Raw genomic sequence first — 26,984 nt, forward strand, 5'->3', positions numbered from 1 at the left:
AAGAGAGGGAAGGTTACTGCTCTTCTTGGCGCTCGTAGTTGGCAACGCTGATAGTACCTGTCTCACCGCTATCCAATGCTGCCATCATGGGCTCAGCCTGGCGCTGGAAAGCAATCAAAGTATCTCCGCTTAGGCTGGTATTTTCAGGCAGCTCTACGTTCATCGCGTTGACAGGCGAGTTGTTGACTATGACTTCATAGTGCAGATGAGGCCCCGTACTCCGCCCTGTATTGCCCGAAAGCGCAATGCGCTCACCCATTTCAATACGCGCACCTTCGGTGACCAGCGGGCGAGAGAGGTGAAGATAACGGGTTTGATAGCCATTATCATGACGAACGACAATGTAGCGCCCCGCGGCATGATGGTTGCCCACTTTTTCCACGCGGCCATTGGCGGGAGCAACGACAGGTGTGCCAATAGGCATCGCAAAATCGGTTCCATTATGCGGGCTTATACGGCCAGTCACTGGGTGTTTGCGGCGCGGGTTAAAATTGGAACTTAGACGGTAATTGCCTTCAAACGGATAGCGCGAGAAAGCAGGGTCTAAGCTACTCCCTTCGGGCGTATAGAAATTGCTATCGGTAGCATTGCGAAGAAGCGTTAAGTCCATGCGTTCGCCATCGTACTTAACAGCAAGCACGCGAGAGTCAAACGCTTCTCCATCAATCATGTCTGACTCAACTAGCACTTGAAAGCGATCTCCGCGACGGCTGTCGCGCCGAAAATCGAGTTTTTGCTCAAGTAGGTGAGTGAGTTCAGTAACGGCGCTGCTACTTAGCCCCGTTGCCTGGGCTGAGCGCGCAAAACTACCGCTTACGCTACCCGCGTAAAGACGCTGTACCGCTTCACCCTGGCGCTCAATAACCGTGGCGGCAAAGTGCTCTTCATCGCGCTCCAGCAAGATACCGTCACGGGTGTTTTTCATCATACGCAACGACAGTAAACGACCACTTTCATCTAACTTGTAATCGAAACTGTGGCCAGCACGCCAATGAGTAAGCATACGTGGATCCGGGAGATCCTCTAGCAACGCCATTACTTCGCTGTAGCCAAGGCCTAGCTTGTTCTGTGCCAGCAATGCAAAGGTCTCACCCGATTCAACAATATGTGTTTTCCACTTAGGGACGTAGGGCTCGTCCGCAGCAAGTTCCAGCTCGAGAAACGAAATATCACCAAACAGCTCATTGCCATAATCTTCATATGAAGTGGCATCGGCAATTTCGACGGAAGCGGTGTTGTCAACATCGAGCATACCGCTTGAGAGGGTCCCTAATACTACTGCCATGTGAAGCGCGCCGTCATCCAGCTGGGCATTAATGTGAGGTTGCGCTGTAACGCTAGTCATCGAGGCTTCGGCGCTAGTGATGACATCTAGATCGACAATTTCTGTAGCTGCGAGGTCGTTCAGCGGAATATTATCTCGCGTGGCATCAATAGCGCGAGAAGCGCGATCAATGGCTTCAGCAACGGGGGTGCGTTCTTGACGCAATGAAGGAACCCCAGGAGCAGAGTCGCTGGGAAGCGGTACAAGCACGCTTTCCAGTGGCGTATGAGATTGATTTAAGTCGTGGTAGGTCGTAATTAACTTTTGTGTGCCCAGCACAGTGACCATTGTAGCCACGGGTAACAGTAACAATTTATGTGTGCGGGGCAGCGAATGAAGAATTCGCAACATGGGTAAATGGGCCGCCGAGTTCGTGGTAAATGAGTAACATGAAAAAAAGTATACCCAAGAACCATACCCCATGAGGGTAAGAGTGAACAGACTGTATGCCTGTACACTAAATGTACTTCATTGAAATACGGAGGTAATAAGCAAGAAAACCTATTTGTGAACGCCGTTCGCTAAAAAAAGTAACTTAACGCAAACCGCCTTAAAACTAAGCAGGCACAATAATTAATCATAGGGAGGCGGCGTTAATCAATATTTTCCGCCAACTTTAGAAGTTAAATTAATCATGCAATGCTTTTGTGATATTTTTGTATCGTTTTTGTATATCTTTTGGCGGCCGAAAAGCAAAACAGGCATCATGAAACGGTCTTGAGGCAGCATGCTTAGATATACTTAATAATTGCTGTGCGTTGAATATTGTTTTTTTTGTAACAAATTGTCTTTTTGTGTATCTAGTGGGCTTGGCGTCAACTGGCTGTCATTAAGGGAAAAGTGTCAGGTGAACTCCCTTAGGTAGCCTAGTGCTTAGGAATAATTGTTTACAGGCAAGTACTCAGCGGTTTTTCCTGGCATTCTATAAGGGTTTTTCGAACATAAAGCGGATTATTTCGCTGTTTAGCGTCGAGGGAATCGAAATGTCTCGAGTAACTCTTGCACAGTGGCAGATGCTGGCAGCCGTTGTTGACCATGGTGGGTTTGCGCGGGCGGCCGAGGCTATTCACAAAAGTCCATCTACGCTTAACCATGCCGTGCACAAGCTAGAAGAGCAGTTGGGTGTTCAGGTGCTGGAGCCGGTGGGCAGGCAGGTACGCCTAACTGAGGCGGGCGAACTCTTATTGCGCCGAGCTCGCCAGTTAATTGAGAGTGCCGCCTCTTTAGAAGATGTTGCTACCCGTTTGGCTGCAGGCCTGGAAGCTGAAATCGTGGTCGCTATTGACCAGATTTTTCCAGCGGCTGCTCAAGCGAAAGCACTTGAGCGTTTCTCGGAAACGTATCCTCAGGTCAGAGTGCAACTGCATGAAAGTGTGCTAAATGGTGGTACAGAAATGCTCCACGATGGTCGTGCCGACCTTGTGGTCTCAGGGATTGCGGCTCAAGGGTATTTAGGTGAACCGCTGGTGAACGTGCGGTTTATAGCCGTTGCACACCCAAGTCATGAGTTACACCAGCTTAGTCGCTCGCTAGACCTTAGGGATCTGACCCAACACCGTCAACTGGTAGTGCGTGATTCGGCGCTACGCCAGTCGACTAATTCCGGCTGGTTGAAAGCGGAGCAACGATGGACAGTGAGTCACTTAAACACGTCATTAGATATGCTTAAGCGTGGGTTAGGGTTTGCCTGGATGCCTGAAACCCGTATTGCTGATGAACTTTCAAGTGGGCAGCTCAAACCTTTGCCGCTCAGTGCTGGTGGGGTGCGAATGGTGCCTATGCAGTTGATATTCAGAGACCGAGATCGCGCTGGCCCTGCAGCCCATGCCATGGCACAGGCATTGAAACAGGGGGTGAGCGAGCTCTGTCCTAAGGATTCGATTTCATCGAATGAATCGCCGTAAAACATCCGCTTGAGCATCGGGAGGGCGGGCGTATGCTAAACGTCATCAGCACTATTAATACGTTTACTACATACGATTATTACAATAGGAGACCGCCCGATGGGACTGCTTGTTAACGGCGAATGGGTTGATCAGTGGTACGACACTAAGAAGCATGGTGGAGAATTTGTCCGCGAGTCTGCCCAACTGCGCGACTGGGTGGGTGACGATGCCATGATGGAGGTACTGTCAGGCGGTGCGTCGTCAGGCAAACAGTGGCAAGGGCAGAGCTACCCTGCGCAAGCAGACCGTTACCATCTTTATGTATCGCTAGCCTGTCCTTGGGCGCATCGAATTCTTATTATGCGCAAGTTAAAGGGGCTGGAATCACTCATTGGCACTTCTCATGTTAGCCCATTTATGCAGGATAAGGGCTGGACGTATGACCAAAGTGAGGGCTCCAGTGGGGATCCTGTTAACCACGTCGACTATCATCATCAGCTCTATACGATGACTGATTCTGCCTATACGGGGCGGGTCACGGTACCGGTGCTTTGGGATAAGCAACGTAGCGCAATTATCAATAATGAGTCGGCTGATTTGATGCGCATTTTTAATCGCGCGTTTGATGAGTTGACCGGTAACGATTTAGATTTTTACCCTGATGACTTGCGTCGCACTATTGATGACATCAACGACGATGTGTACGAGCACATTAATAACGGTGTTTATAAGTCGGGTTTTGCGACGGATCAGCACGTGTATGAAAAACATGTGCTGGCTCTGTTCGATGCCTTAGATCGAATGGAAAAACGCTTGAGCGAGCATCGTTATCTGGCGGGGGAGTGGTTAACGGAGGCAGATATTCGGCTTTTCACCACGCTGATCCGTTTTGATGCTGTCTACTATGGCCATTTTAAATGCAATCTAAAACGTATTGAAGATTACCCCAATCTGGCGAATTACGTTCGCGAGCTGTATCAGTGGCCGGGTATTGCAGAGACCGTCAATATGGAACAAATAAAACGCCACTACTACTACAGCCATGACACGATTAATCCAACGCGTATTGTGCCTGCCGGACCGCTATTGGATTTAGAGCGCCCTCATGATCGTGAACGCTTGCCAGGGCAGGGCATCCGTCGTCGCGCTTCATAATTTATAAGCAGAGAGCTTCTCAGAAGTTGCATCTCAAACCTCGTTACTAACGAATGGGCCACCCAATTGCAGGGTGGCCCATTTGGCTAGTTAACCGCTAGCTTAAGCGGTTTAAGCTGGTAGCTTACTCGTTATCATTAACGGCTTCGCGGGTAGACTGCCAGGCGCTTTGAGCACCTTCTTTGGTCGTTTGCCATGCATCGCGGGCACTATTTTTAGTCTGCTCCCACCAATCACGATCATAGGTAGGGAAGGATTCAACTTCCTCTTGGGAAGCTTCAAGCATTATGCGGTGCTCGGTATCACCATCACTCTCGGTATGGGTCTCCAGGGTAAATTGATCGGTATTAATAACAATTTCACGACCACCCAAGCCAAGAATTGCACCGCTTTCAATGACTAGCGCTGAAATGCGCATTTCTTCATCAAAAAGAATATCTTCGACTTCACCTATTTCTTCACCAGAACCACCAGAAAAGAATACCTCTGCATCCATTATGTCATCTGCCGAATACATACCTTGGGGTTCAGTTGATGCCTGAACACCGAAGGCCAAGCTGCCTAAAAGGGCGGTACTGATAGCAGTGGTAAGCATTGTCTTGCGCATAGCATCTCTCCATGTAGCTATTAAAATGTGCGGTTTAATTAGACGACAAACGTTAAAGATCGTTCGCCCATTCATCAGCACGGCGTTCGGCTTCTTCTCGCTCTAAGCCATATTTCTGCTGTAGCTTGCCAACAAGTTGATCTTTCTTGCCGCCAATCTGGGTAAGCTCATCGTCAGTTAATTCGCCCCAGCTTGCGCGAGCTTTTCCTTTCATTTCTTTCCAGCTGCCTTCAATTTGATCCCAGTTCATAGCATCACTCCTTGAAGTTAGTGAACATCGTTAGGCACTTCTCAGGTTAGACGAACAGTGAATATGTGCAAGCTTGAGTATTAAGAACGGTTAAAGCAAAAAGACTGGTCATAAGCGATTGGCGGTGTTAGGATGCGCCCTCCTCGCATGTGTTGACCCCTCCATCACGACGATAAGCAATTTCCTATGTAGCTTTGACTACGAAGTGAAATGCTTGCTGGAACATCTTGCCAACTGCAGATGTTCATTGCTGTGAAGATGGCGCGCCTCCAGCATTTCACCAAACGGGTGAAATCGGCGCAGAAGGTCGCCACAGCGGTTAGCCCGTTTATGCGGTGTTTGCTAACCGAATGCTAGGTGCGACCGGCGTCTCCGACTCCATTGATGATGATATCCGCCTTGCGGATCCTTGTTTATTAATATGCATTGTCACGCGTATTAACGAGCAGAGTCAGAGACGCTTACGATGTTTTTTGCCGGAAAAACCGGCCTACCAAGGTGTGATTAATGACCTCGACTTCTGTCGCTTCGCCGAGCTTCGGCGATCTTGCTCTGTTGCCTGCCGTTCTCTCTGCTGTTGAAGCACAAGGCTACGAAATTCCCTCGCCGATCCAAGCGCAGACGATTCCTGCGTTGCTGGAAGGCCGCGATATGCTGGGCCAAGCACAAACCGGCACCGGCAAAACTGCTGCATTTGCATTGCCATTGTTATCGCGTTTAGAACTTACCCGTCGCGAGCCTCAAGTACTGGTTATGGCTCCGACCCGTGAACTTGCTCAGCAGGTTGCGGCTTCATTCAGTAAGTATGGCCAAAATCTCAAGGGTCTTGAAGTCGCTATCCTTTGTGGTGGCCAAGAATACCGTGAACAGTTAGGCGCGCTAAAGCGCGGTGCCCAGGTTATTGTTGGCACCCCTGGCCGTATTATCGACCATCTTGATCGCGGTAGTCTGAAACTCGACGGTCTTTCGGCACTCGTGCTGGATGAAGCTGACGAAATGCTGCGCATGGGCTTTATCGACGACGTAAAACGCGTGGTTGCCGATACCCCTAAAGATGCTCAGCGTGTGTTCTTCTCGGCAACGCTGCCGACTGAAATTGAACGCATTGTTAACCGCTATCTGGTTAATCCGGTAAAAGTCGCGATTGAGTCGCGCACGACGACCGGTGAAAACATTGAACAGCGTATTGTACGCGTCGATGGTGGCGCTAAGCTTGAAGCAGTGGCACGCATCCTTGAGGTTGAGCCGGTTGATGCCGCTATTGTCTTCGTGCGTACTCGTGCTGCTTGTACCACGCTGGTTGAACAGCTGACAGCCCGTGGCGTTAATGCCGCTGGCTTGTCTGGCGATCTAGACCAAAGCCTGCGTGAGCGCACCATTACACGTCTCAAGCGTGGCAAGGTTGATGTGCTGATTGCGACCGACGTCGCTGCTCGTGGTCTTGACGTTCCGCGTATTACGCACGTTATCAACTACGATCTGCCGCAAGACGCAGAAGCCTATACCCACCGTATCGGTCGTACCGGTCGTGCGGGCCGTAGCGGTATCGCGATTACGTTCGCTGGTTTCCGTGAAGGCCGTAAAGTGGGCTGGATGGAGCAGGCTACCGGTCAGAAAATGACTGAAATGCCGCTGCCAGACGAAGCCGCTATTCGCGCTCACCGTGATGACGTGTTCCATCATCGCGTTGTAGCAGCCCTGACCAAAGGTGCTGAAGAGCAGCGCGCACTGGTTGAGCGCCTGGTAGAAGAAGGCCATGATGCCGTTGAGCTAGCTTGTGCTTTTGCCGCGATGGCACGTGCTGACGAAGCGCCGATTGGACGCTTGCAAGCACCGCGTAAAGAGCGTACTACGCGTGATAGCGCGCCTGGTGGCAAGCCCGGTGGCCGTCGCGAGCGCTCAAGCGCACCTAGCGAAGGTATGATTCGTTACCGTGTTTCTGTTGGCCATAAAGATGGCGTTAAGCCTGGTCAACTGGTTGGTGCACTGGCGAACGAAGGTGGCATCGAAGGCGCCCGTATCGGTCGTATTGATATCCGCAACGCTTTCTCGGTAGTTGAACTACCCAGTGGCCTGCCTTCCACTATTCTGGCGAAAATGGCGCGAGCCCGCGTTGCTGGTCGCCCGTTAGAAATTAGTGAAGACAGTGCACCTGAGCGTGCTCCACGTCGTCGTCGTGATGAAGGTGATGCACCCGTTCGTCGCCGCGAACGCGCTTAAGTTAATGTATAGCGCCATATTATAATGGTGCTTTAAAACGACGTTTAACGATCGTTCTATCCCCTTACGCCCTGCGGCTTAAGGGGATTTTTTTTGCCTGTAATTGCAGCTGGGAAGTTGAGCTACGTTAGTATGATGATGGTTCAGTAAAAGGAGGCTGCATGGACGCACCGCTACATGACTGGAATTTAGCTCCAAAAGAGGCCGTAGCGCTGCAAGCAGAGCTGGCGAAACGACTTGAATCCACTGATCGTATCGGTTCTGTGTACCACATTGCTGGGGTCGATATTGGGTTTGAAGCGGGTGGTGATATCACTCGGGCGGCGGTCGTCGTTTTAGCGTGGCAGCCTGACAGCACACAGCATTTGGCTGTGGTAGAGCAGGTGGTTCATCGTGAGCCAACGCGGATGCCTTATATTCCTGGTCTGCTCTCTTTTCGCGAGATCCCAGCCGCTCTGGAAGCATTCGCTAAGCTGACGATCACACCAGAGCTGGTAATGGTCGATGGGCAGGGGATTGCACATCCTCGGCGGCTTGGTGTCGCTGCCCACCTGGGGCTGTGGCTAAACTTACCGACGATCGGCATCGCTAAGTCCCGCTTAACGGGGCAGCATGCAGAGGTGGGAAACACGCGGGGGGATTGGGTGCCTCTAACATCAGGTAACGACGTTATTGGTGCCGTGCTACGCTCGCGGGAAAATGTGAAACCGGTATTCGTGTCGCCAGGGCATCGATTATCCCTTGAAACATCGCTTGACTGGGTGGTGCGCTGTTTAGGACGCACCAAGTTACCAGAACCCACGCGATTAGCGGATCGGCTTGCATCAAGACGCGACCAAAAGCGGCTTACGTAAAGCGTAGGAAATGGCGCAGTAGGCTAGAGGCCGCTTGAGTGTCGGTGATCGCGTCAATGAGAGCGTCAGGATTTTCACCTTGGTCGCGCAATGCGGCTTTCTGGCGCTCGATATAAGCATGCATCACTGGTCGGGTGAACTCTGGGTGAAACTGCACGCTCCATTGGCGGGGGCCATAACGTAATGCTTGATGAGCATCGTGGTTGTTATGCGCCAACACCGTGGCGTTGGGTGGCAACTGCATGACGGACTGGGCGTGGGTCAGGTGAGCCGAGAAGTGTGTGGGCAGTTTGCTAAACAGGGGGTCTTGATGGCCTGCTTGGGTAAGCCGAACATTGCGCGTTCCTGATTCTCTTCCAGCAGGGTGGTAATCGCTAATGCCCCCGAATGCTGACGCCATCAACTGGTGACCATAGCACACGCCAAGCATAGGGACGTTCTCGGCTAACGCTTGCTCAAGCCAAGGTTTTAGCGCCTCGCTCCACGGCTCCTGTTTGCTCACCATACTGTGGGAACCCGTGAGCATAATGCCGGCGAATGAAGTGGGTGAAGGAGGAACACCTTGTTTGCGTGCATCCCAAACCTTGAGTGACAGATGTGTCGGCAGTGCCGTCGAAAGCTGATTGATAAAGAGTTGCTCGAAATCACCGTATTGGTCGACCACTTCAGGGAAGGCGTCACCGGTTTTGATAATGACTAAAGAGGTCATGGCGTTCTCGTTGTCCTGTCAGAGGTAAGGTTAGCGAAGAAAGGTTAGAGAGGAAAGGTTAGCCCAATCAGGGCATTGCCCTGTAAGGTGGTAGCCCTCACCATACACCTTTTTAGCTTTATATTAGGAGCCTAATATGCAACAGATAACGCGTGCTGGCGAGCCCATGGATGTAGCAGGGATGCTACCTGCTCCAGGTCAAACTGCTCCGCTGATGACGCTCACCAATGCCAATTTAGAAGATGTTACCCTCGATACTTATTCGGGCAAGCGCAAAGTACTGAATATTATCCCCAGTGTGGATACGCCCACTTGTGCGGTGTCTACTCGGCGGTTCAATGAACTGGCCTCGCAATTGGATAATACCGTTGTACTGGTCGTGTCTGCTGACTTGCCATTTGCAGCCAAGCGTTTTTGCGGCGCAGAAGGGTTGGATAACGTTGAAACCTTGTCTACCTTCCGCCATCGAGAGTTCCAAGAAGCTTGGGGTGTCGCATTGGCTAATAGTGCAATGGAAGGATTGTGCGCCCGTGCCGTGGTAGTGCTCGATCCAGACAACCGCGTGTTGCACAGTGAGCTGGTAAGCGAGCTGAAAAATGAGCCTGATTATGAGGCCGCGCTGGCAGCCTTAAAAGGCTAGCCAGAGGCGGTACGCAGGTTTCTAACCTGCACCTTGTTTCGCTGCCGCCACCAGTGCACTAATTAAACGCTGCTGGGGGCGGTTGAAAATAAGCCACTCGGGATGCCACTGCACGCCAATCAAAAAATCATGTTTTGTCGACTCAATTCCCTGTACTAGCCCGTCTCGGTCGCGGGCGACAATATTGATGCCGTCACCTGCTTGATTGACCGCCTGATGGTGCAGGCTATTCACGCGACACCATGTGACGCCTAATAGCTGATAAAGCTTGCTACCTCCGACAATATCTACTGTCTTACGCGGTAGCACAGTACGCCGTCGTTTCAGACCTTCATGGGTGGTATAAATATCAGGGTCGAGGGTGCCACCTAAATGGACGTTGATTAGCTGCGCCCCCCGGCAAATTCCCAGTACAGGAGTATTTTGCGGAATAAATCGGCCGAGTAGATTGAGCTCTAGTTCATCGCGGGCTGGGTCTAGCCGCACATCCAGCTGTACTTCGCCGCCGTAAAGATGTGCTTGAATATCATCGCCGCCACCAATAATTAGCCCGTCAAGGTGGGCAGGTAAGGGGCGTGAAGGGGACAAGCGAAGCGGTTGGCCGCCATGTCGCCATACGGCGAACCAGTCAAACCACCACGCTAGATGGCTTTTTTGATCAGAGGTTGTAATCCCAATAAGCGGTCGAGACATGCTGGCACGTTCTCACTAAGGCAGTGTGTTTAGGATGACTTCAATAGGCCAAGCAACTTCGCTTTACAGCGTTTCCACCACGGTTGGCTGTGTTCAGCAATATACTCATCGCAGCGAGCACGCAGCACGTCACTGTTTGCGGCTAGCTTTTCTACCTCAACCCAGCGATTCCACTCCACAACTGACCCCCAACTGGGCTGAGAAAGCTGCGCATTGGGTAGCCGGTAATGAAACGTTGGGCGTGGTTTAGTGAGCTGGCTATGAAGCAGCTCATGGGGATGGTCAGGACGCAGGTGCGCAAACAGCGGCAGTAGGTCTAACTCTCGATTACGCGTTGGGTTGTAGTGCAGATAGTCATCGATAAACGTATCTAAATCAGGCTGATAACCAGAATCCAGGACTTTAAGAGCGTACTCTTTATGAAATGGATTGGCGTGAGGCAGTACTTCACGGGTAATGTCGACTTTGATCTCATCGCGCAGCCAGCTGGCGAGAAGCAAGTACGCTTGCATCATGGCCAGAAGGTAACCAACGTCAAACCGTTCTACTTCAGGATTTAGATGCAAGCCAAATCCGTAGAGTAAACTGGCATCGGTGCCTTTCGCGCCTTTGTCACGCAGGGCACCAAATAACTGGTCTAGTTCCTCTAGCTCATTCCAGGGAATCGGCGGACAGACAATTTCCGTAGGCACTAAGCCCGTCACCATGTCGCCAATTAGTTCACGGGTTTTTTGATGGAACTCTATTCGCCGATGGCGCTGCTGGCGTGCCCATTCACTGTCGCTTTCATGGTGTTCTTCAAGTAACGTTTTATCAGGATGAGCATGCTGGGTATCCAGCTCAATACCGAACTTGCCCCATCGAGTCGCTTCAACGAGTAGCCGATGGGGACTTACCACGTTAAGCTCACCCCCAAATAGCTCGCGTACCAGTTCAGCGGTATCATGCGGCGGAAGTCCGGCGAATTCGATTTCCACACCGACACGCCTTGTTTTTCCATCACTATTGGTACGGTTAGGGGGAGCTTGCAGCGTCATCTCGGTATCCTTGAGGTGAACGTTTAAGCCAACAGCCTATCACAGTCACGCATTAAGGCTGAGAGTATAAAGTTAAGTAAACGCTCACTAATCGGCGTGTTATGTCAGTTCATTTTCGGGAGTCAAGCGTGCGACAGCACTGGACAATCAATATCGTGTTAGGCGTTTTTTTGACGCTACTCATAGGTGTGATGACCTTCGCTCAGGCGCAGAGCGTTTCTCTGCCAAGCCTGGGGGGAGGCAGTGATGCATCAGAAGAGCAGAGTGTCAGTAGTGAACGCTTCCAAAGCTCGCTTAGCGATGTGATTGCAATGCTGGAGAATGAAGAGCAGCGTAGAGCGCTGCTCGACTCTCTGCGTGAATTGCAGCTTGCCACCGAGGCTAGCGAAGAGGACAAAATCGTTCATCAAGGCCTGCTGGGCGCATTAGCCGATACGCTGACCGATATTGGCGAGCAGGCTCAGGCTGGCGATTCGCCGGTTGATGAATGGTCACGACAGTTGGTTCAAGGGGCTGCCGATTTACGCGCATTAAATGATGGTGCTGACCAGGGGGAGGCGTTACGCGCAGTGGCTGAAGGTGCCGTCCTTGGTGTTATTTGGGGGACGCTGCTGGTCGTTATGATTGCGTTTGGGCGTTTGATCGCCACACGACGAGAATGGCCGCTTGATTTGCCTCGAGACCCGAAAGCATGGTTATTGGCGGTGCACTTTTTACGTCGCATGCTGCCTTGGGCACTGTCATTCGCGATTACGCTAGGGATTGGGCAGATATTACCTTACAGCCCAGGCCGAGCGGTTGTATTGGTTGTGGCTTACGTTTGTGTGTGTGGTCGCGCGTTGTCGGTGGTGATTGAAACGGTCATTGCGTTTTTCAGCCGCGGCCATCGTTTTACAGCGGTACAGGTGCTGCAACAAAAAGCCTTGCGTGGTCTGTTTGTCATTGGCGCATTAATCGCTTTGGGCGACGCGGTTAACTCTACCCGCTTGGTTGAGTTGCTGGGTAGTGAGCTTTCCAGCTTAGTGTCTGTGCTTGCGAATATGTTGGCTGCGCTGCTGTCGGCGCGCTTTATCTTTAAGTTTAAACGACCTGTTCGCCATTTGATCTGTAACCGCCCTTACAAGCAGCGCCGTGATGCCAGTGCCGCCGTTGAGATGGTCCGTGCGCTGGGCGGCCTCTGGCATATTCCTGCGCTGCTGATGGTGGGTGGCTCATTATTGGCGATCTTTATCACCGTGGGCGATGTGGGTACAGCGCTTGCGCGCTCGATTATCTCGGCAAGCTTATTAGTGTTGACGTTAGTGGTGACGGGCTTGTTGAGACGTCAGTCAGAGCGCTTGGGTAAACGCCGTCATCGCCGTCGTTACAGCCAATATCGTAAGCGTTTAGAGCGCTTCGGCTTTGTACTTGCCCACCTGTGCGCCTGGATGGTATTCGCTGAACTGTTTATGCAGGTTTGGGGCGGTTCGCTGTTTGGCCTTGGTCAGCAAGCGGTAGCCAGTGCCCGCATTGGTCAAGCATTGGTAAGTCTGGGGGCAACTATTCTGCTGGCTTGGCTGGTATGGATCTTTGCTGATACGGCTATTCAACGGGCGCTAACGTCATCCGCGCGTTCTCGCGGTAGGCGAGTGAATCAAGCTCGGGCGCAAACCATTACGCCGATGATTCGTAATGTTATTTTTGTGACGATTTTGATTATTGCGGTGATTGCCGGGCTAGCAAACCTTGGCGTTAACGTCACTCCACTACTCGCGGGTGCGGGTGTCATCGGTCTGGCGATTGGTTTTGGTGCCCAAACGTTGGTGCAGGATTTAATCACCGGCATCTTTATTCTGATAGAAGACTCCCTAGCGGTGGATGATTTCGTTCAGATTAATGGCCATATGGGGACCGTTGAGGGATTAACGCTACGTACTGTGAAGCTGCGTGATTTAGATGGGGTTGTCCATATCATTACCTTTAGCCGTATTGAGTCGATTCATAATATGTCGCGTCAGTTCGGTATTGCGCTGATGCGTATTCGTATCCCTTATGCGATGAAAATTGATGATGCAATTACGCTGATGCAAGAGACCGCGCAAGAGTTACGCAAAGATCCTATGATGCGCCACTATATTTGGTCACCTTTAGAAATGCAGGGTGTGCAGGGCTTTGAAGATGGTTGCCCTATTTTGCGCATGCGTTTTCGCACAGCACCAGAAATGCAGTGGGACGTATCGCGTGCCTTTAACTTGCTATTGAAGCAACGCATGGAAGCGCAGGAAATCGATCTGGGCGTACCGCGTCTCAGTGTCAGCATGGAGGCGCGTTCAGAAGATCGTCGGCAAGATCGTATGCCCGATGAGACTGCGAAAGCAGAGCCTACGGGAAAAGAGCGCGCCGGCACGGATTTCACGCTCGATGAGCCGGGTGACAAGAGCAGGGGAGGGAATATCAGTGATGAAGACGGCGATAGCCCGCGAAAGCGGCCAGCGCCGCCAAAACCTGCTCCGCGCCCGACAGAAGCTGAAACCCGCCGCGATGAGCGCGAGCGGACAGAGCCATCAACCTATGCTAAGCCCAAGGCCCAAGGCGAGCCCAAAGGCGAGACCTATGCCAGCACCTATGGTCAACAAGGCGACGAGTAGCCATGGACCCCTGAAACGCCTCCAGCGGTTATAAAGCGATACCGCAAGGCTAACGCGATCAATCAGCTCGTCATGGCGTGAAATAGCATGATCAGGTGGTAGGGAAAAGTCGTTGGCTACATCGCCTTGCCAGTGAGCAGCGTGAGTGAGTCCAAGCCTTGCCCGCAGTTGTCCTATGTCGCTGACGGTTTTGTGGAGCTTGTTATAAGCGTCGCGATGTTCTGCAACACCAAGTACGGTTTCAGCATCCTGGCGCAACGCGCTGTTTGGGCAGCGAGCCACCGCGCTATTGATTTCTTGATCGCTCGCGTCGGGTGTTAGTGTCAGTCGTTGATACAAATCGCGCATAATGTTCGAGTCGATACTCACTGTCGGTTTGGGTGCTCTGCCCTTAATCGTTAACAGTAGGCTGATCAGGTGTTTTGCATCAAATAATCGTAGGCACTTTTGATACGCTGAAAACGCGTTGATGCCAGCGCTATTTGATGTTCACTACCCGAATAGAAACGGTCAGGGTGGTGCAACTGCGCCATGCGGCGATAGGCACGGCGGATATCGGCACGATTAGCCCCTGGTGTTAGTCCTAATACTGCCAGCGCCCGTGTGTTGCGATCAGGTGGTGAAGAGGGTCGCTCCCGCTGTTGGCGACGGGCTTCTTCCTGACGCTTCTGCTCTTGTTGCCAGCGCTGACGCTGTTGGGTCTGTTCCTGTCGTTTGCGGCGCTCTTGTTGTTTGTCCTGTTCCCGCTTGTTCTGTTCTTGCTTGGCCTGCTCCTGTTTTGCCTTCTCACGGTGTGCTTCTTCCTGTTGGCGTTGTTTATTCTGCTGCTTTTGTTGCTGTTGTTCTTTATTAGCACGCTGGCGCTCTTCGGCCTCTTTTGCTTTCTGCTCAGCCGCGTGTGCATCACGTGCCTTGCGCGCGTGATATTCTGGATCGTGCACCTGCCAATAAGCATCTCGACTGGGGTCCTCTGCTGATTGCAGTGGCTTGCCCGTTAACTCATGAAAGAGAGTGCTGAATGTGGCAGGTGTGACATTTAGCAAATCAGCGAGAAAGCCCAGAATGTAATGGTTATTCAGAGATAGCTCGCCATCGTCGGTGGCTACAGTGATCGCTTGGTAAAGTATGCTGAGACTGCGCTCATTGGAGCACTCTTTGCGCACAACTTCGGCCGCTAACTGAATAGCTTGAAGGTCTTGATTATGGGCAATGCTCATCACCGGCCCAAGTTCGTGTCCGTGACGAAATTGCGCGGTGACTTGAGCCAGTCGGCGTCGCCGCTGGCCTTCAGACACCTGCTGGCGATGTACAAGCACCCAGGCTAACAGTAGTAGTGTTGCCGTATCCACTTGGCTGCGGCTCTTTAGCAGCAACAGCTCAAAGGGTGAAAAACGGGCAATGGACATTCCCTGGCTCCAAGGCAAAGAGGTTAACCGCAGAAGTGCTTTAACGGCCATCCTGATAATGATTGGCCATGGTATATCATCGCGTTACGCAATGAAGTAGGAGATTCGTTAGGTGATCAATGTTGAGCGTAAAAATAGCTTCCAGCTGAGGCTCACTCGGCGGCTCAAGGAAGAAACGTCGCACACGCTCGATGTTTACCTATTTGTGCCCAAAGAGCTTGGGCTTAGCACCCATGTCATTTCAGAAGAGGCGTTTTATCACGGCGCGATCAGCGTTTCACGCACTTACTACAGTGATGAGTACCATTTACCGTTGGTCCATAGCCGTTTAGCGAGCCGTAATCAGTTAGGCAGTGATTCCTATCGATTAAGTTTAAGTTTGTATGCTTATCAATATGTTGGGGCGTTAGAGCGAACGACTCAGGCAATGCTGGCCAGCGCCCGAAAACTACGCCATGCCACTAGCGATCAGCGCCAGGAGAGCGGCGAGCTTCAAGAGCTTGCCGATGCGCTCCGTGACCAACTGTATGAAATGAGCGATTTGAGTGACGGCATTCTTAAACGGTTGCGGCGCAATTCGCCCACCGACGAGCGGCTCTATAAATACTTTGCCAACATCGATAATTACCTTTCCTGGTTTACCGAGCAGCAACTGCTGGCATTGGTAGCGCATATGCCTCGTGGCGGCGAGTTTAGTGAGATAAAGCGTCGCTTTATCATCGTCTGCCAGCGTGAGAGCGACTATCGAAAAGAGCAAGAGTATAACGCTGAACGGGTGATGGAAGACCCCACTCGGATGTCGAATAAAATGCGCTTGCTAAGGCGGCTTATAGAGCATCCCATTACGCTCAAACAGCGTGCTCTAGAGCTTGGGAGCGGCGAGCAGAAGGCAGTAAAAGCGTTGGCGACGGCAGTGGTAATGACCTTTGTATCGCTTGGTGTGCTCCACTTGCGAAGTGTGCTGGGCGATGTCACTGCGTTGTTTGTATTGGCGTTGGCGCTGCTTTATGCGATGCGGGAAGTGTTTAAAGACGACCTGCGTAACACGTTATGGCGCTGGCTTCGGCGTGGAAGGCCAAAGTGGCGGCGGCAATATATCGACCCCACGCGCAATCAATCAGTGGGTCGGCAGTTAGAGTGGTTCGACTATAAGCGCTATGCCGCACTAGATGCTGATATTCAGCAAATGCGCCGTCGTACGGTCGCTCAGCGTGAAGAAGAAGTACTTCATTATCGTTCCAGCTCGCGTATGTCGCCTACCCGTTTTTTAAGCGGTTATGAGCATACCCGTGAAACGCTGCATATCGATCTTTCCATGCTGACGCGCTTAATGAGCAAAGAGAAGCACTTCATTTACCGTCTGAAGGAAGGGCAGGCCGTTAGAGAAAGTGTCGAGAGACGTCACCTGTTTAACTTGGTCATTCGTGAGACCGGTAGTGAGGACACAACCTACCTAGCTCGCTGGAAAGTGGTTGTGAGCCGTTCTGGCATTGTCGATGTCGAGAAAGTCGCTGAGGAAAGTGTAGAGAAAACCAGCAAATAAACTGCGTTGGATCAATAGACTGGCACTGAGGCTGGGTCTGCATAGCGAAATCACCAGTAGCACACTAGTCTCAAAGGTGAGCCATATAATTTGCGACTACGACCCTGTCGCCTGGAGGATACTGTGCAAGCTATCGACATTATGACACCCAACGTGGTGAGTGTAGGGCCCGACGCAAACGTGCGCGATATAGCGCAGTTGCTACTTGAAAACCGCATCAGTGCCGTACCGGTCGTCGATGATGAACGTAGGGTGTTGGGTATCGTGAGCGAAGGCGATTTGATGCGTCGAGTGAAAGATGAAACGGACGATAACCGCTCTTGGTGGCTTTCGCTCTTCAGTGGCGGTAAAGACGCGGGGACATATATTAAATCCCATGGGCGTAAGGCGCATGAGGTAATGACCTCCAAGCCACTAACTGTCGAAGAAAATGCACCACTGCATAGCATTGCTCGTTTGCTGGAAAAGCATCACATCAAGCGGGTGCCAGTGGTGCGAGACGGTAAGCTCGTTGGTATTGTCAGTCGCGCAAACTTACTTCAAGGGATTGCTAACGTGGTTGTAGCGCCCACTCAGTCGCCGGAGGATGATCGCTCTATTCGAGAAGCCATTCTCAAAGAGATCGACAATAACACCGGCGTGCGAACCGAAAGCTTCAGTGTGATTGTTGATGGTGGAAGCGTAGAGATTTGGGGGCTAGTAGAGTCTGTAGAACAGAAGCAGGCAGTGACCGTAGCGGCTGAAAATACCCAGGGCGTCAAGCGTGTTGAAAATCACCTTGGCATGATGCCTCGTGGAGCGGGCTACTTCTAATACGCTGTGTTTCTTAGCTAAACAGCCCGTTGCTTAGTGCAGCGGGCTTTTTTGTGGGCGCTAATACTCACTCTTTTTACGAGCAAAAAGCGACTAAAGTTGTATTAAAGTAAACGTTTACTCTTTGTGAGTAAACGTTTACTTTAAGCTTCAGCTGTCATTTTTTAAGATGTTTTAATTCGCAAGGAGAATCTATGAGTATTAACGCGACTGTATGGGGGGAGAACGTCCACGAGCAGACCAATGACATCGTGGCGCGTATTTACCCTAAGGGTATGCACCAGTGCATCGCCGAAGGTTTAAACGAAGCGGAAGGCATAAATGCCTCTGCCGTGACGCTGCAGGATCCTGATCAAGGCTTGAGCGAAGCAACGCTTGAAAGCACCGATGTGCTGCTATGGTGGGGCCACGCCGCCCATGGCGATGTGTTAGAGGAGACGGTTGATCGCGTTCAAAAACGTGTGCTCCAGGGCATGGGTTTGATTGTGCTGCACTCGGGGCACTACTCGAAAATTTTTAAGCGCTTAATGGGAACTACGTGTTCACTCAAGTGGCGTGAAGCGGGCGAGCGGGAACGGCTGTGGGTAGTGAATCCAGGTCACCCGATTGTTCAGGGCCTGGGGGACTACATTGAGCTGCCTCATACCGAAATGTACGGCGAACCGTTTGCGGTGCCCAACCCCGATGAAGTGATCTTTATCAGTGCCTTTGAGGGGGGCGAAGTGTTCCGCTCCGGCCTGACCTACAAACGTGGCAACGGCAAGATTTTCTACTTCCGTCCTGGGCATGAAACCTATCCGATTTATTACGATGCCCAGGTGAAAACCGTGTTGAAAAACGCCGTGAACTGGGCACGCCCGGAAGGCTCGCGATGGATCGACAGCTGCCCTAATGTGCCCGCTGACCAAGCGCCTAATCCGGTCGAGATTAAAGGCGAAAGCCTGCATAAACCCGGCGAGGAGGGCTTTAAATGATCCGTTTAGCGATAATTGGTGCAGGCAGCATGGCTGGCGAGCACGCCAAGCATTTTGGCCGTCTTGAAAGCATCGAAGTGGTGGCTGTGTGCGACCGAGACCTTGCCAAAGCCCAGGCGTTTGCCGAGCATCATGGCATTGCCGACGTGTATCAAGACCTGGATGCCATGTTGGCTCGGGATGATATTCACGCGGTAAGTAACGTCACCCCAGATGGTGTTCACAATGCCACGTCGCTGGCCGCTATTGCCGCAGGTAAGCATATCCTGTGTGAAAAACCGCTGGCGACAAATGCACAAGATGCCCATGCAATGGCGGCCGCTGCTCAAGCCGCTAACGTGATCAACATGGTCAACCTAAGCTACCGCGATGCCCCAGCGATTCAGCACGCGCGGGCGCTGATTGCGGGAGGGGCGATTGGTCAAGTTCGTCATGTCGATGCCAGTTACCGGCAAAGCTGGCTGGTGAGTAACGCCTGGGGACGCTGGAATGAAGATAGCCAGTGGCTATGGCGGCTTTCTGAAGCCCACGGCAGCAAAGGCGTATTAGGCGATGTTGGTGTACATATTGTCGACTTTGCCAGCTTCCCCGTTGGCGACATTACCCGCGTTAACTGCGAGTTAACCTGCTTTGAAAAAGCCCCAGACAATCGCATTGGTGAGTATGTGCTGGATGCCAATGATACCGCGCTGATGAGAGTGTCATTTGCCAATGGTGCGAAAGGCACTATTCAGGCCACTCGCTGGGCAACAGGGCATCACAACTCGCTGGCGCTGAGTGTGCACGGCGATAAAGGCGCGATTCGTATTGACCTGGACGCCTCAAAAGAGGATGTGCAGGTATGTCTCGATGATGACGTACATCCTGCCCGCTGGAGCACTGTGAAAGCACCGTCCACGCCGAGTATTTACCAGCGCTTCGTCAAGAGCATTCGTAGTGGCAATAACGATCAACCGGATTTTGCCCGCGGCGCGGCGATTCAAACCGTGCTCGATGCCTGTTTCGTATCAAGCCAGGAAGACCGCAGCCTAGCGATTGCCAGCTAGGTGGATGACTCGACCCTTTAACTAGCTCCCTACCTACCAATAACAATAGAGGTGAATGCTATGCGTCATTACCTGCGCTCGTCAGCGATACTGTTTGCCCTGCTGCCCACAACGCTGCCTGCCATGGCGGCTGAAATTACCATTGCCTGTGGCGATGGTGGGGCGGCAGATTTTTGCCCAACCCTGGCAGAACGGTGGGCCGATGCTAATGGTCACCAAGTGAATATCGTCACCACCCCGGCATCACCCACTGAGAAGTTGTCGCTTTATCAGCAACTATTAGGCAGCCAATCGCAAGATGTCGATGTGCTGATGGTGGATATTGTGTGGCCAGGGCTACTTGCCGACCATTTGGTTGACCTAAACGACTACCTGCCGGAAGGCGCGGCTGACGGCTTTATTCCCTCGCTGATGGATAACAATACCGTGCAGGGCAAGCTGGTGGCGTTGCCGTGGTTTACGGATGCAGGCTTGCTCTATTACCGCCAGGACTTGTTGGACAAATACGATGCCGACGTACCAGCAACTTGGCAGGCGTTGACTGATACTGCGCGGCATATCCAGCAGTCTGAGCGCGACGCAGGTAATGCGCGCATGCATGGGTTTGTGTTTCAGGGGCGAGCTTATGAGGGGCTGACCACGAATGCGTTGGAGTGGATAGCCAGCTACGGTGGCGGCACTTTTGTGGATGCCGATGGGCAAGTCACCATCAATAATCCCCAAGCCGTAGAGGCCATCACGCTAGCAGCCTCTTGGGTGGGTGATATTAGCCCTGAGGGTGTGCGCAATTACATGGAAGAAGAAGCACGCGGGGTGTTCCAGGCGGGTAATGCCTTGTTTATGCGCAACTGGCCTTATGTCTGGTCGTTGGGGCAGGCAGATGGCACGCCCATTCAAGGCAAGTTTGGCGTCGCGCCGTTACCCCGCGGGTCCGAAGGGCAGTCTGTCGCGACGCTTGGCGGCTGGAACTGGGCGGTTTCGCGCTATTCAGAGCACCCTGACATCGCCGCCGACCTAGTGGCTTATCTCGCCGCTGAAGAGCAACAGAAAGCTCACGCCATTGAGTTTGGTCGAAACCCGACGCGGCCTGTGCTCTATGAAAATGCCGAGGTGCTGGAAGCCCATCCGTTTATTGGCGAACTTTATGAAACCGTTATGAATGGCGTACCACGTCCTGCGAGCGTTACTGGAGAAGCGTATCCACGGGTGTCTAACGCAGTGTTTAACCGCGTGCATGATGCCCTATCTGGTGATATTTCCCCCGAACAAGCAATTCAGCAGCTAGATAGTGAGCTTGCCCGTATAGGTAGGCGTGGTTGGTAGCTGGATTTGCCGCAATGCTCAGCGATTTTCGGCACAATTTTTGGCACAATCATAGGCCGAATCGCTGAGGCATGGCATGAAACAGACCAAACAGAGCGCTCAAACGGCGACCATACGCGAAATAGCCCGGCGGGCCGATGTATCTATTGCTTCGGTCAGTCGGGCACTTAATGGTAAGCCAGGGCTAAGCGACGCGTTGCGGGAAAAAATTCTTACCATCAGCCGCGACGTGGCGTACCAGCCCAGCGCAGCGGCCAGGCAACTGATTAGTGGCAAGGCTGCAGTGGTAGGAATTTCCCTGGGACGCCAGGATATAGAGCTGCGTCCCTACTATATTTTGCTGTATCAGCACTTAACTGTGGCACTGCACCAGCAGGGCATGGTGCCGATCTTTTTCCACCACGATCAAACTGCCGAGCTTCCAGAACGGGCGGGCGCGGCTATTCTACTGGGGGAAACCTCTGAGGATGCGCGCCCTACCTTGCTAGAAGGCGCTGGCGTGCCTTTTGTGCGCATTGGCAACCCAGGGCGAGGTTTTTCGGTCGCACCGGATGATGCTCAAGGGTTTTATGAAATGACGCACCACCTCATCGCGCAAGGGCGTCGACAGCTCGCCTTTGTTGGCGGTGAGTTGGAAATACCGCGTCCTCACAGCCGTTTAGAGGGGTACCGACGGGCGCTTGATGAGGCTGGACTCTGTGAGCAACTAATTAGCCTGCCACATCGATTCAGCTCAGACTCACTGACCAGCTATCGTTATTTAAATCGCGCGTTGGCGCAGATCACAACTGGCCAAACGCTGCCATTTGATGCGCTAGTATGCGCCACCGACGAGCTGGCGCTGGGCTGCGTCGCTGCGCTAGAAGACAGGGGAGTCGACGTGCCTCACCAAGTCGCAGTGACCGGCTTTGATGACCTGCCAACCCTTGCCACTGGGTTAACCACCATTCGCCAAGATATTGCAGCGATTGCGGCAATGAGTGTGGAGCTGTTGGGCGAAGCGCTAGCAAACAAAGCGCCCCGGCATGTATCGCTGCCGGTGACGCTGGTACTGCGGGAAACAGCCTGAACACTTAGCGCGGTGGCAGTTGCTCGGGGCCGAAGGCATCGGGAAGCAGTGTTTCCATAGTGTAGGTTTTCAGCACGTCGCCCTGGTGAGAAAGCACCATGATTTGCGTTTCTGGGGTGGCGAATTCACGGATGCGCTGGCGGCAGTCGCCACAGGGTGTGCACAGGTGCTCGCCTGGTCCCATCACGTACACCTTGGCAAGCTCACGCTGGCCAGCGGTGATCATGGCGGAAATCGCTGAGGCTTCCGCGCACAGCCCTTTGTAGTGCGCCACTTCTACGTTAGCGCCTGCAAACTGCTGGCCATCCGGGCACTCCATCACCGCGGCGACTGGGTGGTTGGAGTAGGGGGCATAAGCGTTGCCCAAAGTGGTCAGCAGCGTGTCAACCAGTGCCTGATCCGCTTGGCTCATGGCGTTATCCTCATCAATGGCTATTAGGCCTTAGCAGCGTCGTCGCGCAGTACCGTGTCTAGCGCAATCGTCATCATGTCGTTGAAGGTGGTCTGACGGTCGGCGCTGGAGAGCGACTCGCCTTTCAGGATATGGTCGGACACCGTGCAGATGGTTAGTGCGCGAGCACCAAACTCTGCTGCCACGCCGTAAAGGCCTGCCGCTTCCATTTCCACACCCACGATGCCGTAGCGCTTGAGCAGTTCAGCCATGTCGGTCTGCGGGTTGTAGAACAGATCCGCTGAGAAAATATTGCCGACTTTTACTGGCACATTCTGCGCCTTGGCGGCAGCAACGGCGTGGCTTGTAAGCTCAAAGTCAGCGATGGCCGAGAAGTCGTGGTCATTAAAGCGCATGCGGTTCACTTTGGAATCTGTGCAGGCACCCATGCCAATAACCACGTCACGTACGTTGACGTCGTCGCGCACCGCGCCGCAGGAACCTACACGAATAATCGACTTAACGCCGTAGTCGGTAATCAGCTCTTTGGCATAAATAGACACCGACGGAATGCCCATGCCGTGGCCCATGACCGAAATTTCGCGGCCCTTGTAAGTGCCGGTGTAGCCGAACATGCTGCGTACATCGTTGACCTGGCGAACATTTTCCAGGTAGGTGTCGGCGATGTACTTGGCGCGTAGTGGGTCGCCAGGCATCAGAACGGTATCAGCGAAATCGCCCATTTCAGCATTGATATGTGGTGTTGCCATAAAACGCTCCTATCTAAAAAATGATTGGCCCGAACAACCCTAGGCGGGGGCGCTGTAAACCCTTCCCTGGGCGCTACTTTCGCCATCTGACCGCCATGGATGGCGGAAATGCCGGAATTGTTGGGAACATTTTCCGGCCTTGGCGAAAGACCCCCGCTACGGGTTGATACTGGCCTTGCACAATAGTGTGCTAATGATTTGTCATCGGCCTTTAAGCCGCTTTAGGTAAAAAGCTCTTGCCGTCTTCCATCGCTTCAACGGCGAAGAAGGCGGCTAATGTCTGGCCGATATCGGCAAAGGTGCCGCGCTCGCCTAGCGGGCCGGGGGCAAACCCTGCGCCATGCACCATCACTGGCACATATTCGCGGGTGTGTTCGGTGCCTTCCCAGCTGGGGTCGCAACCGTGGTCGGCGGTGAGCAGTAACAGGTCATCATCGTTCAGTGCGGCAAGCAGTTCCGGCAGGCGAGCATCGAAATGCTCAAGCGCTGCGGCGTAGCCCGGCACGTCACGGCGGTGGCCGTAAACCGAATCAAAATCAACAAAGTTGGTCATGATCATGGTTGAGCGGTCGCTGGTTTCTTTCGCGGTGCGGGCTACTTCGGCGAGCGTGGCTTCCATCAGGGCGTCGTGGCCGCTGGCTTTGACCTTATGGGTAATGCCGCAATGCGCGTAAATATCCGCGATCTTGCCAATCGATACCACTTCGCCGCCTGCGTCGGCCAGTTTCTGCAATACGGTGGGGCTGGGTGGCTCAACGCTGTAGTCGCGGCGGTTGCCGGTGCGGGCAAAACTGGCGCTGTCATCGCCGTTAAACGGGCGGGCAATCACACGGCCAATGTTGTAGGGCTCGAGAAGCTCGCGCACGGTTTCGCACAGCGCGTAGAGACGCTCTAAGCCAAAGTGCTCCTCGTGGGCGGCAATCTGAAACACCGAATCTGCCGAGGTATACACAATTGGCTTGCCGGTGGCTATGTGCTCTTCACCCAGGCGGGCGATGATCTCGGTGCCCGAAGCGTGGCAGTTGCCAATCACCCCAGTGAGGCTGGCTTCTTGCACGATGGCGTCGAGCAGTTCAAGGGGGAAGCTGTTGGTTTTATCAAGAAAATAACCCCAGTCAAAACGCACCGGTACGCCAGCAATTTCCCAGTGGCCGGAGGGAGTGTCCTTGCCACTGGAGATCTCTTTGGCGTGGGCGTACGCACCTGTTAATTGAGCTGGCAAGTTAACGCCTTCGGCGACGCTTCCCGTTGCATCGCGGTGGGCGTGGAACAGGCCTAGCGCCGCCATGTTGGGCAGTTTTAGGGGGCCTGAGCGCTCAGCGGTATCAGCATCACCGCGGGCGCAGGCGGCAGCGATGTGGCCCAGGGTGTCAGCACCCTGGTCGCCGAATTTGTCAGCATCGGGGGCGCTACCGATCCCAAACGAATCAAGGACTAATACAATCGCACGACGCATTAGGCTTCTCCTCGGAAGGTGTCTTGAAGCAGTGTGTCCGCTGCGGCAGGCTCTTCGCTAAGCGTCATGGCGGCACGCAACTGAGCAGCGGCACGCTTGGCCGCATCTTCACTGCGGGCGTGAATGATGGCTAACGGACGCTGGCTATCGACTCGGTCACCAATCTCGACAATATCGCTAAAACCAACGCTGTGATCGACGCTAGCATCGTTGCGCAGGCGGCCACCACCCAGCTCGACCACGCTCATACCGACGGCACGGGTGTCGATGCGCTGTACGATGCCACTCTGCTCGGGGTATACCGGCTGAATGACCGGTGCGGTGGCCAAGTAGCTATCCGAGCGTTCCATAAAGTCGGCGGGACCGCCCAGCTCGCGCACCATGCGGGCGAAGACTTCGGCTGCTGCACCCGAGGTGAGCGCTTTTTCCAGCTTAGTTAGGGCTTCTTCACGGTTGTTGACCAGTTTGCCAGCGATCAGCATTTCCACCGCCAGTTCGCGGGTGACCTGCATAACGCGACTGTTGGCACGTTCGCCGCGTAGCAGAGCTAGGGTCTCGACAATTTCGACTGCATTACCTGCGCAGGGGGCCAACGGCTGGCTCATATCGGTGAGCAGAGCAGTGGTCGGCGTGCCGGCTTGGGTTGCCACGTTGGCAATGCTTTTGGCTAGCTCGCGGGATTTTTCCGGCGTGGGCATAAAGGCGCCGCTGCCAACCTTAACGTCCATCACTAAGGCATCTAAACCAGAGGCCAGTTTTTTACCCAGAATAGAGGCAGTAATCAGTGGAATGGACTCCACGGTGGCGGTCACATCACGCACGCCGTAAATGCGTTTATCGGCGGGGGCCAGATTGCCAGTTTGGCCGATAATCGCTACACCGGTGGATTTCACCACACTGCTAAAGCGTTCCGGCGCTGGGTAGGGATCGTAACCGGGGATTGACTCCAGCTTGTCCAGCGTGCCGCCGGTGTGGCCAAGGCCACGGCCGGAAATCATCGGCACAAAGGCGCCGCAAGCGGCGACCCAGGGGCCGAGCACCAACGACACTAAATCACCAACGCCGCCGGTAGAGTGTTTATCGACAATCGGGCCGGGCAGGTTGAGGGAGTCCCACTGCATTACATGGCCAGAGTCGCGGGTCGCCGTGGTCAGTGCGACGACTTCTTCACGGCTCATGCCGTTTAAGAACACCGCCATGGTGAAGGCACCAATCTGGGCATCGCTGATGCGATCATCGGCAATGCCCTGTACGAAGGCTTTGATCTCTTCCGCGGGTAGCGGCTGACTATCGCGCTTCAGGCGAATCAGTTCCTGGGGCAGGAGAGCGTGATGAGAAGCGGTAGATGACATTTAGTAGCCTCCGTTAGTAGTGGCGAGCGGTGCGGTTTGTGGGGCGCCGCTTAGAGTATTCAATAAATTACCCAGCAGGCTGGAGGCACCAAACCGGAAGTGCTCAGGCGTTACCCACTGCGCGCCCATAATGTTCGTAGCAAGTGCTAGATACTCGGCGGCTTCTTCAGTGGTGCGCACGCCACCGGCGGCTTTAAACCCAACATCTTCACCGCTGACTTTAATCGCGTTGAGCATAATCTCAGCGGCTTCCAGGGTGGCGTTTGTGTCGACCTTGCCTGTCGATGTTTTAATAAAGTCAGCGCCGCCTTCAATCGCCAGTTCACTGGCACGCTTGATAAGCGCGGGATCTTTGAGTTCGCCCGATTCAATGATGACTTTTAAGCGTGCTTGACCGGCGCAGGCAGCTTTACACATTTCGACCAGCTCTAGGCCGATTGCTTCATCGCCTGCCATCAATGCGCGGTAGGGGAAGACCACATCGACTTCATCGGCACCGGAAGCGACGGCGTCGCGGGTTTCACGGGCGGCGCCCATGATGTCGTCACCACCATCTGGGAAGTTGGTAACCGTGGCAATTTTAACGTGGTCATTGAGCTTGTGAGCGGTTAGTGCACGCTGCGCGGTAACCACAAATTGCGGATAAACGCATACCGCTGCTGGGTTGCCAAAGGGTGTTTTAAGTTGCTGGCAGAGCGCTTCAATCGTGCTATCGGTGTCGCTGTCGTTCAGGCTCGTTAGATCCATGAGGGTGAGTGCTTGACGGGCAGCTTGGGTAAGTTGGGCTTGAGTGTGCTGAGAGGAGGCAGTCGCAGTCATGGAGTTCTCGCAAATTAATA

25 protein-coding genes are annotated in these 26,984 nt (G+C 53.4%); 12 read left to right on the forward strand and 13 right to left on the reverse strand.

From position 1 onward, the window contains the following. Positions 1-13 precede the first annotated feature (13 nt). On the reverse strand, positions 14-1,675 hold the full coding sequence (locus K7H08_RS04975; protein ID WP_231657343.1) for a peptidoglycan DD-metalloendopeptidase family protein: 1,662 nt from the start codon (positions 1,673-1,675) through the stop codon (positions 14-16). A gap of 632 nt (positions 1,676-2,307) precedes the next feature. On the opposite strand from K7H08_RS04975, the gene K7H08_RS04980 reads away from it, so the two are divergent. Both K7H08_RS04980 and K7H08_RS04985 read left to right on the forward strand, forming a co-directional pair. Continuing rightward, on the forward strand, positions 2,308-3,228 hold the full coding sequence (locus tag K7H08_RS04980; RefSeq protein WP_038482051.1) for a LysR family transcriptional regulator: 921 nt from the start codon (positions 2,308-2,310) through the stop codon (positions 3,226-3,228). Between the two features lie 99 nt (positions 3,229-3,327). Next, complete coding sequence (locus K7H08_RS04985) at positions 3,328-4,365, forward strand: glutathione S-transferase family protein (RefSeq protein ID WP_038482054.1); 1,038 nt, start codon at positions 3,328-3,330, stop codon at positions 4,363-4,365. A 124-nt stretch (positions 4,366-4,489) separates the two neighbouring features. Here the strand turns inward: K7H08_RS04985 and K7H08_RS04990 are convergent, their stop codons facing one another. Continuing rightward, positions 4,490-4,972: a PRC-barrel domain-containing protein gene (locus tag K7H08_RS04990; RefSeq protein WP_038482057.1), complete on the reverse strand. Its 483-nt coding sequence runs from the start codon at positions 4,970-4,972 to the stop codon at positions 4,490-4,492. 52 nt (positions 4,973-5,024) lie between these two features. Next, the gene (locus K7H08_RS04995) at positions 5,025-5,222 is read right to left on the reverse strand and encodes a CsbD family protein (protein ID WP_038482059.1); all 198 of its coding nucleotides are present in this window, start codon (positions 5,220-5,222) and stop codon (positions 5,025-5,027) included. Positions 5,223-5,729: 507 nt separating this feature from the next. Between K7H08_RS04995 and K7H08_RS05000 the strand changes: the two genes are divergently transcribed. Together K7H08_RS05000 and nfi are read left to right on the forward strand one after the other, a co-directional pair. Then, complete coding sequence (locus tag K7H08_RS05000) at positions 5,730-7,442, forward strand: DEAD/DEAH box helicase (protein ID WP_231657344.1); 1,713 nt, start codon at positions 5,730-5,732, stop codon at positions 7,440-7,442. A gap of 161 nt (positions 7,443-7,603) precedes the next feature. Next, on the forward strand, positions 7,604-8,296 hold the full coding sequence (nfi, locus tag K7H08_RS05005; protein WP_231657345.1) for a deoxyribonuclease V: 693 nt from the start codon (positions 7,604-7,606) through the stop codon (positions 8,294-8,296). Here the strand turns inward: nfi and K7H08_RS05010 are convergent. Further along, a complete protein-coding gene (locus K7H08_RS05010; RefSeq protein ID WP_231657346.1) occupies positions 8,289-9,005 on the reverse strand; it encodes a glutamine amidotransferase in 717 nt (238 codons plus the stop codon). The genes nfi and K7H08_RS05010 overlap by 8 nt on opposite strands. Positions 9,006-9,141: 136 nt before the next feature. Between K7H08_RS05010 and tpx the strand changes: the two genes are divergently transcribed. Further along, complete coding sequence (gene tpx / locus K7H08_RS05015; protein ID WP_231657347.1) at positions 9,142-9,645, forward strand: thiol peroxidase; 504 nt, start codon at positions 9,142-9,144, stop codon at positions 9,643-9,645. Positions 9,646-9,666: 21 nt separating this feature from the next. Here tpx and K7H08_RS05020 read toward each other — a convergent pair whose 3' ends face one another. Both K7H08_RS05020 and K7H08_RS05025 read right to left on the reverse strand, forming a co-directional pair. Next, positions 9,667-10,338, reverse strand: coding sequence for a gamma-glutamyl-gamma-aminobutyrate hydrolase family protein (locus K7H08_RS05020; RefSeq protein ID WP_095602523.1), 672 nt, complete (start codon positions 10,336-10,338; stop codon positions 9,667-9,669). A gap of 29 nt (positions 10,339-10,367) precedes the next feature. Then, the gene (locus tag K7H08_RS05025; protein ID WP_231657348.1) at positions 10,368-11,375 is read right to left on the reverse strand and encodes an amidoligase family protein; all 1,008 of its coding nucleotides are present in this window, start codon (positions 11,373-11,375) and stop codon (positions 10,368-10,370) included. 128 nt (positions 11,376-11,503) lie between these two features. Here K7H08_RS05025 and K7H08_RS05030 point away from each other — a divergent pair, with 128 nt between their 5' ends. Further along, positions 11,504-14,002, forward strand: coding sequence for a mechanosensitive ion channel family protein (locus K7H08_RS05030; protein WP_231657349.1), 2,499 nt, complete (start codon positions 11,504-11,506; stop codon positions 14,000-14,002). On the opposite strand, the gene K7H08_RS05035 is transcribed toward K7H08_RS05030, so the two are convergent. Continuing rightward, the gene (locus K7H08_RS05035; protein ID WP_231657350.1) at positions 13,919-14,350 is read right to left on the reverse strand and encodes a hypothetical protein; all 432 of its coding nucleotides are present in this window, start codon (positions 14,348-14,350) and stop codon (positions 13,919-13,921) included. The genes K7H08_RS05030 and K7H08_RS05035 overlap by 84 nt on opposite strands. A gap of 65 nt (positions 14,351-14,415) precedes the next feature. Then, the gene (locus K7H08_RS05040) at positions 14,416-15,408 is read right to left on the reverse strand and encodes a J domain-containing protein (RefSeq protein ID WP_231657351.1); all 993 of its coding nucleotides are present in this window, start codon (positions 15,406-15,408) and stop codon (positions 14,416-14,418) included. Between the two features lie 112 nt (positions 15,409-15,520). Between K7H08_RS05040 and K7H08_RS05045 the strand changes: the two genes are divergently transcribed. The 6 genes from K7H08_RS05045 (at position 15,521) to K7H08_RS05070 (ending at position 22,176) form a co-directional block, all read left to right on the forward strand. Further along, complete coding sequence (locus K7H08_RS05045; RefSeq protein ID WP_038482088.1) at positions 15,521-16,951, forward strand: hypothetical protein; 1,431 nt, start codon at positions 15,521-15,523, stop codon at positions 16,949-16,951. 123 nt (positions 16,952-17,074) lie between these two features. Further along, positions 17,075-17,764 carry a CBS domain-containing protein gene (locus tag K7H08_RS05050; RefSeq protein WP_231657352.1) on the forward strand — a complete coding sequence of 230 codons (690 nt, stop codon included), beginning with the start codon at positions 17,075-17,077 and terminating at the stop codon, positions 17,762-17,764. A gap of 194 nt (positions 17,765-17,958) precedes the next feature. Next, entirely contained in the window at positions 17,959-18,738 is a 780-nt protein-coding gene (locus K7H08_RS05055; RefSeq protein ID WP_231657353.1) for a ThuA domain-containing protein, read from the forward strand. Continuing rightward, entirely contained in the window at positions 18,735-19,784 is a 1,050-nt protein-coding gene (locus K7H08_RS05060) for a Gfo/Idh/MocA family protein (protein WP_231657354.1), read from the forward strand. Before K7H08_RS05055 ends, K7H08_RS05060 begins: the two co-directional genes overlap by 4 nt. Before the next feature lie 60 nt (positions 19,785-19,844). Further along, on the forward strand, positions 19,845-21,107 hold the full coding sequence (locus K7H08_RS05065; RefSeq protein WP_231657355.1) for an ABC transporter substrate-binding protein: 1,263 nt from the start codon (positions 19,845-19,847) through the stop codon (positions 21,105-21,107). Positions 21,108-21,183: 76 nt separating this feature from the next. Continuing rightward, positions 21,184-22,176 carry a LacI family DNA-binding transcriptional regulator gene (locus K7H08_RS05070; protein WP_231657356.1) on the forward strand — a complete coding sequence of 331 codons (993 nt, stop codon included), beginning with the start codon at positions 21,184-21,186 and terminating at the stop codon, positions 22,174-22,176. 4 nt (positions 22,177-22,180) lie between these two features. Here K7H08_RS05070 and cdd read toward each other — a convergent pair whose 3' ends face one another. The 5 genes from cdd to deoC form a co-directional block, all read right to left on the reverse strand. Continuing rightward, positions 22,181-22,606: a cytidine deaminase gene (gene cdd / locus K7H08_RS05075; RefSeq protein WP_268764130.1), complete on the reverse strand. Its 426-nt coding sequence runs from the start codon at positions 22,604-22,606 to the stop codon at positions 22,181-22,183. A gap of 5 nt (positions 22,607-22,611) precedes the next feature. Continuing rightward, positions 22,612-23,337 carry a purine-nucleoside phosphorylase gene (gene deoD / locus K7H08_RS05080; RefSeq protein ID WP_038482109.1) on the reverse strand — a complete coding sequence of 242 codons (726 nt, stop codon included), beginning with the start codon at positions 23,335-23,337 and terminating at the stop codon, positions 22,612-22,614. A 211-nt stretch (positions 23,338-23,548) separates the two neighbouring features. Beyond that, positions 23,549-24,793, reverse strand: a complete 1,245-nt coding sequence (locus tag K7H08_RS05085; protein WP_231657357.1) for a phosphopentomutase — start codon at positions 24,791-24,793, stop codon at positions 23,549-23,551. After that, positions 24,793-26,145, reverse strand: a complete 1,353-nt coding sequence (deoA, locus tag K7H08_RS05090; protein WP_231657358.1) for a thymidine phosphorylase — start codon at positions 26,143-26,145, stop codon at positions 24,793-24,795. The genes K7H08_RS05085 and deoA overlap by 1 nt, the downstream gene beginning before the upstream one ends. Continuing rightward, positions 26,146-26,964 carry a deoxyribose-phosphate aldolase gene (gene deoC / locus K7H08_RS05095; protein WP_231657359.1) on the reverse strand — a complete coding sequence of 273 codons (819 nt, stop codon included), beginning with the start codon at positions 26,962-26,964 and terminating at the stop codon, positions 26,146-26,148. Positions 26,965-26,984: the final 20 nt, after the last annotated feature.

The organism is Halomonas sp. IOP_6 (genome assembly GCF_021151565.1).
Classification (GTDB): domain Bacteria; phylum Pseudomonadota; class Gammaproteobacteria; order Pseudomonadales; family Halomonadaceae; genus Vreelandella; species Vreelandella alkaliphila.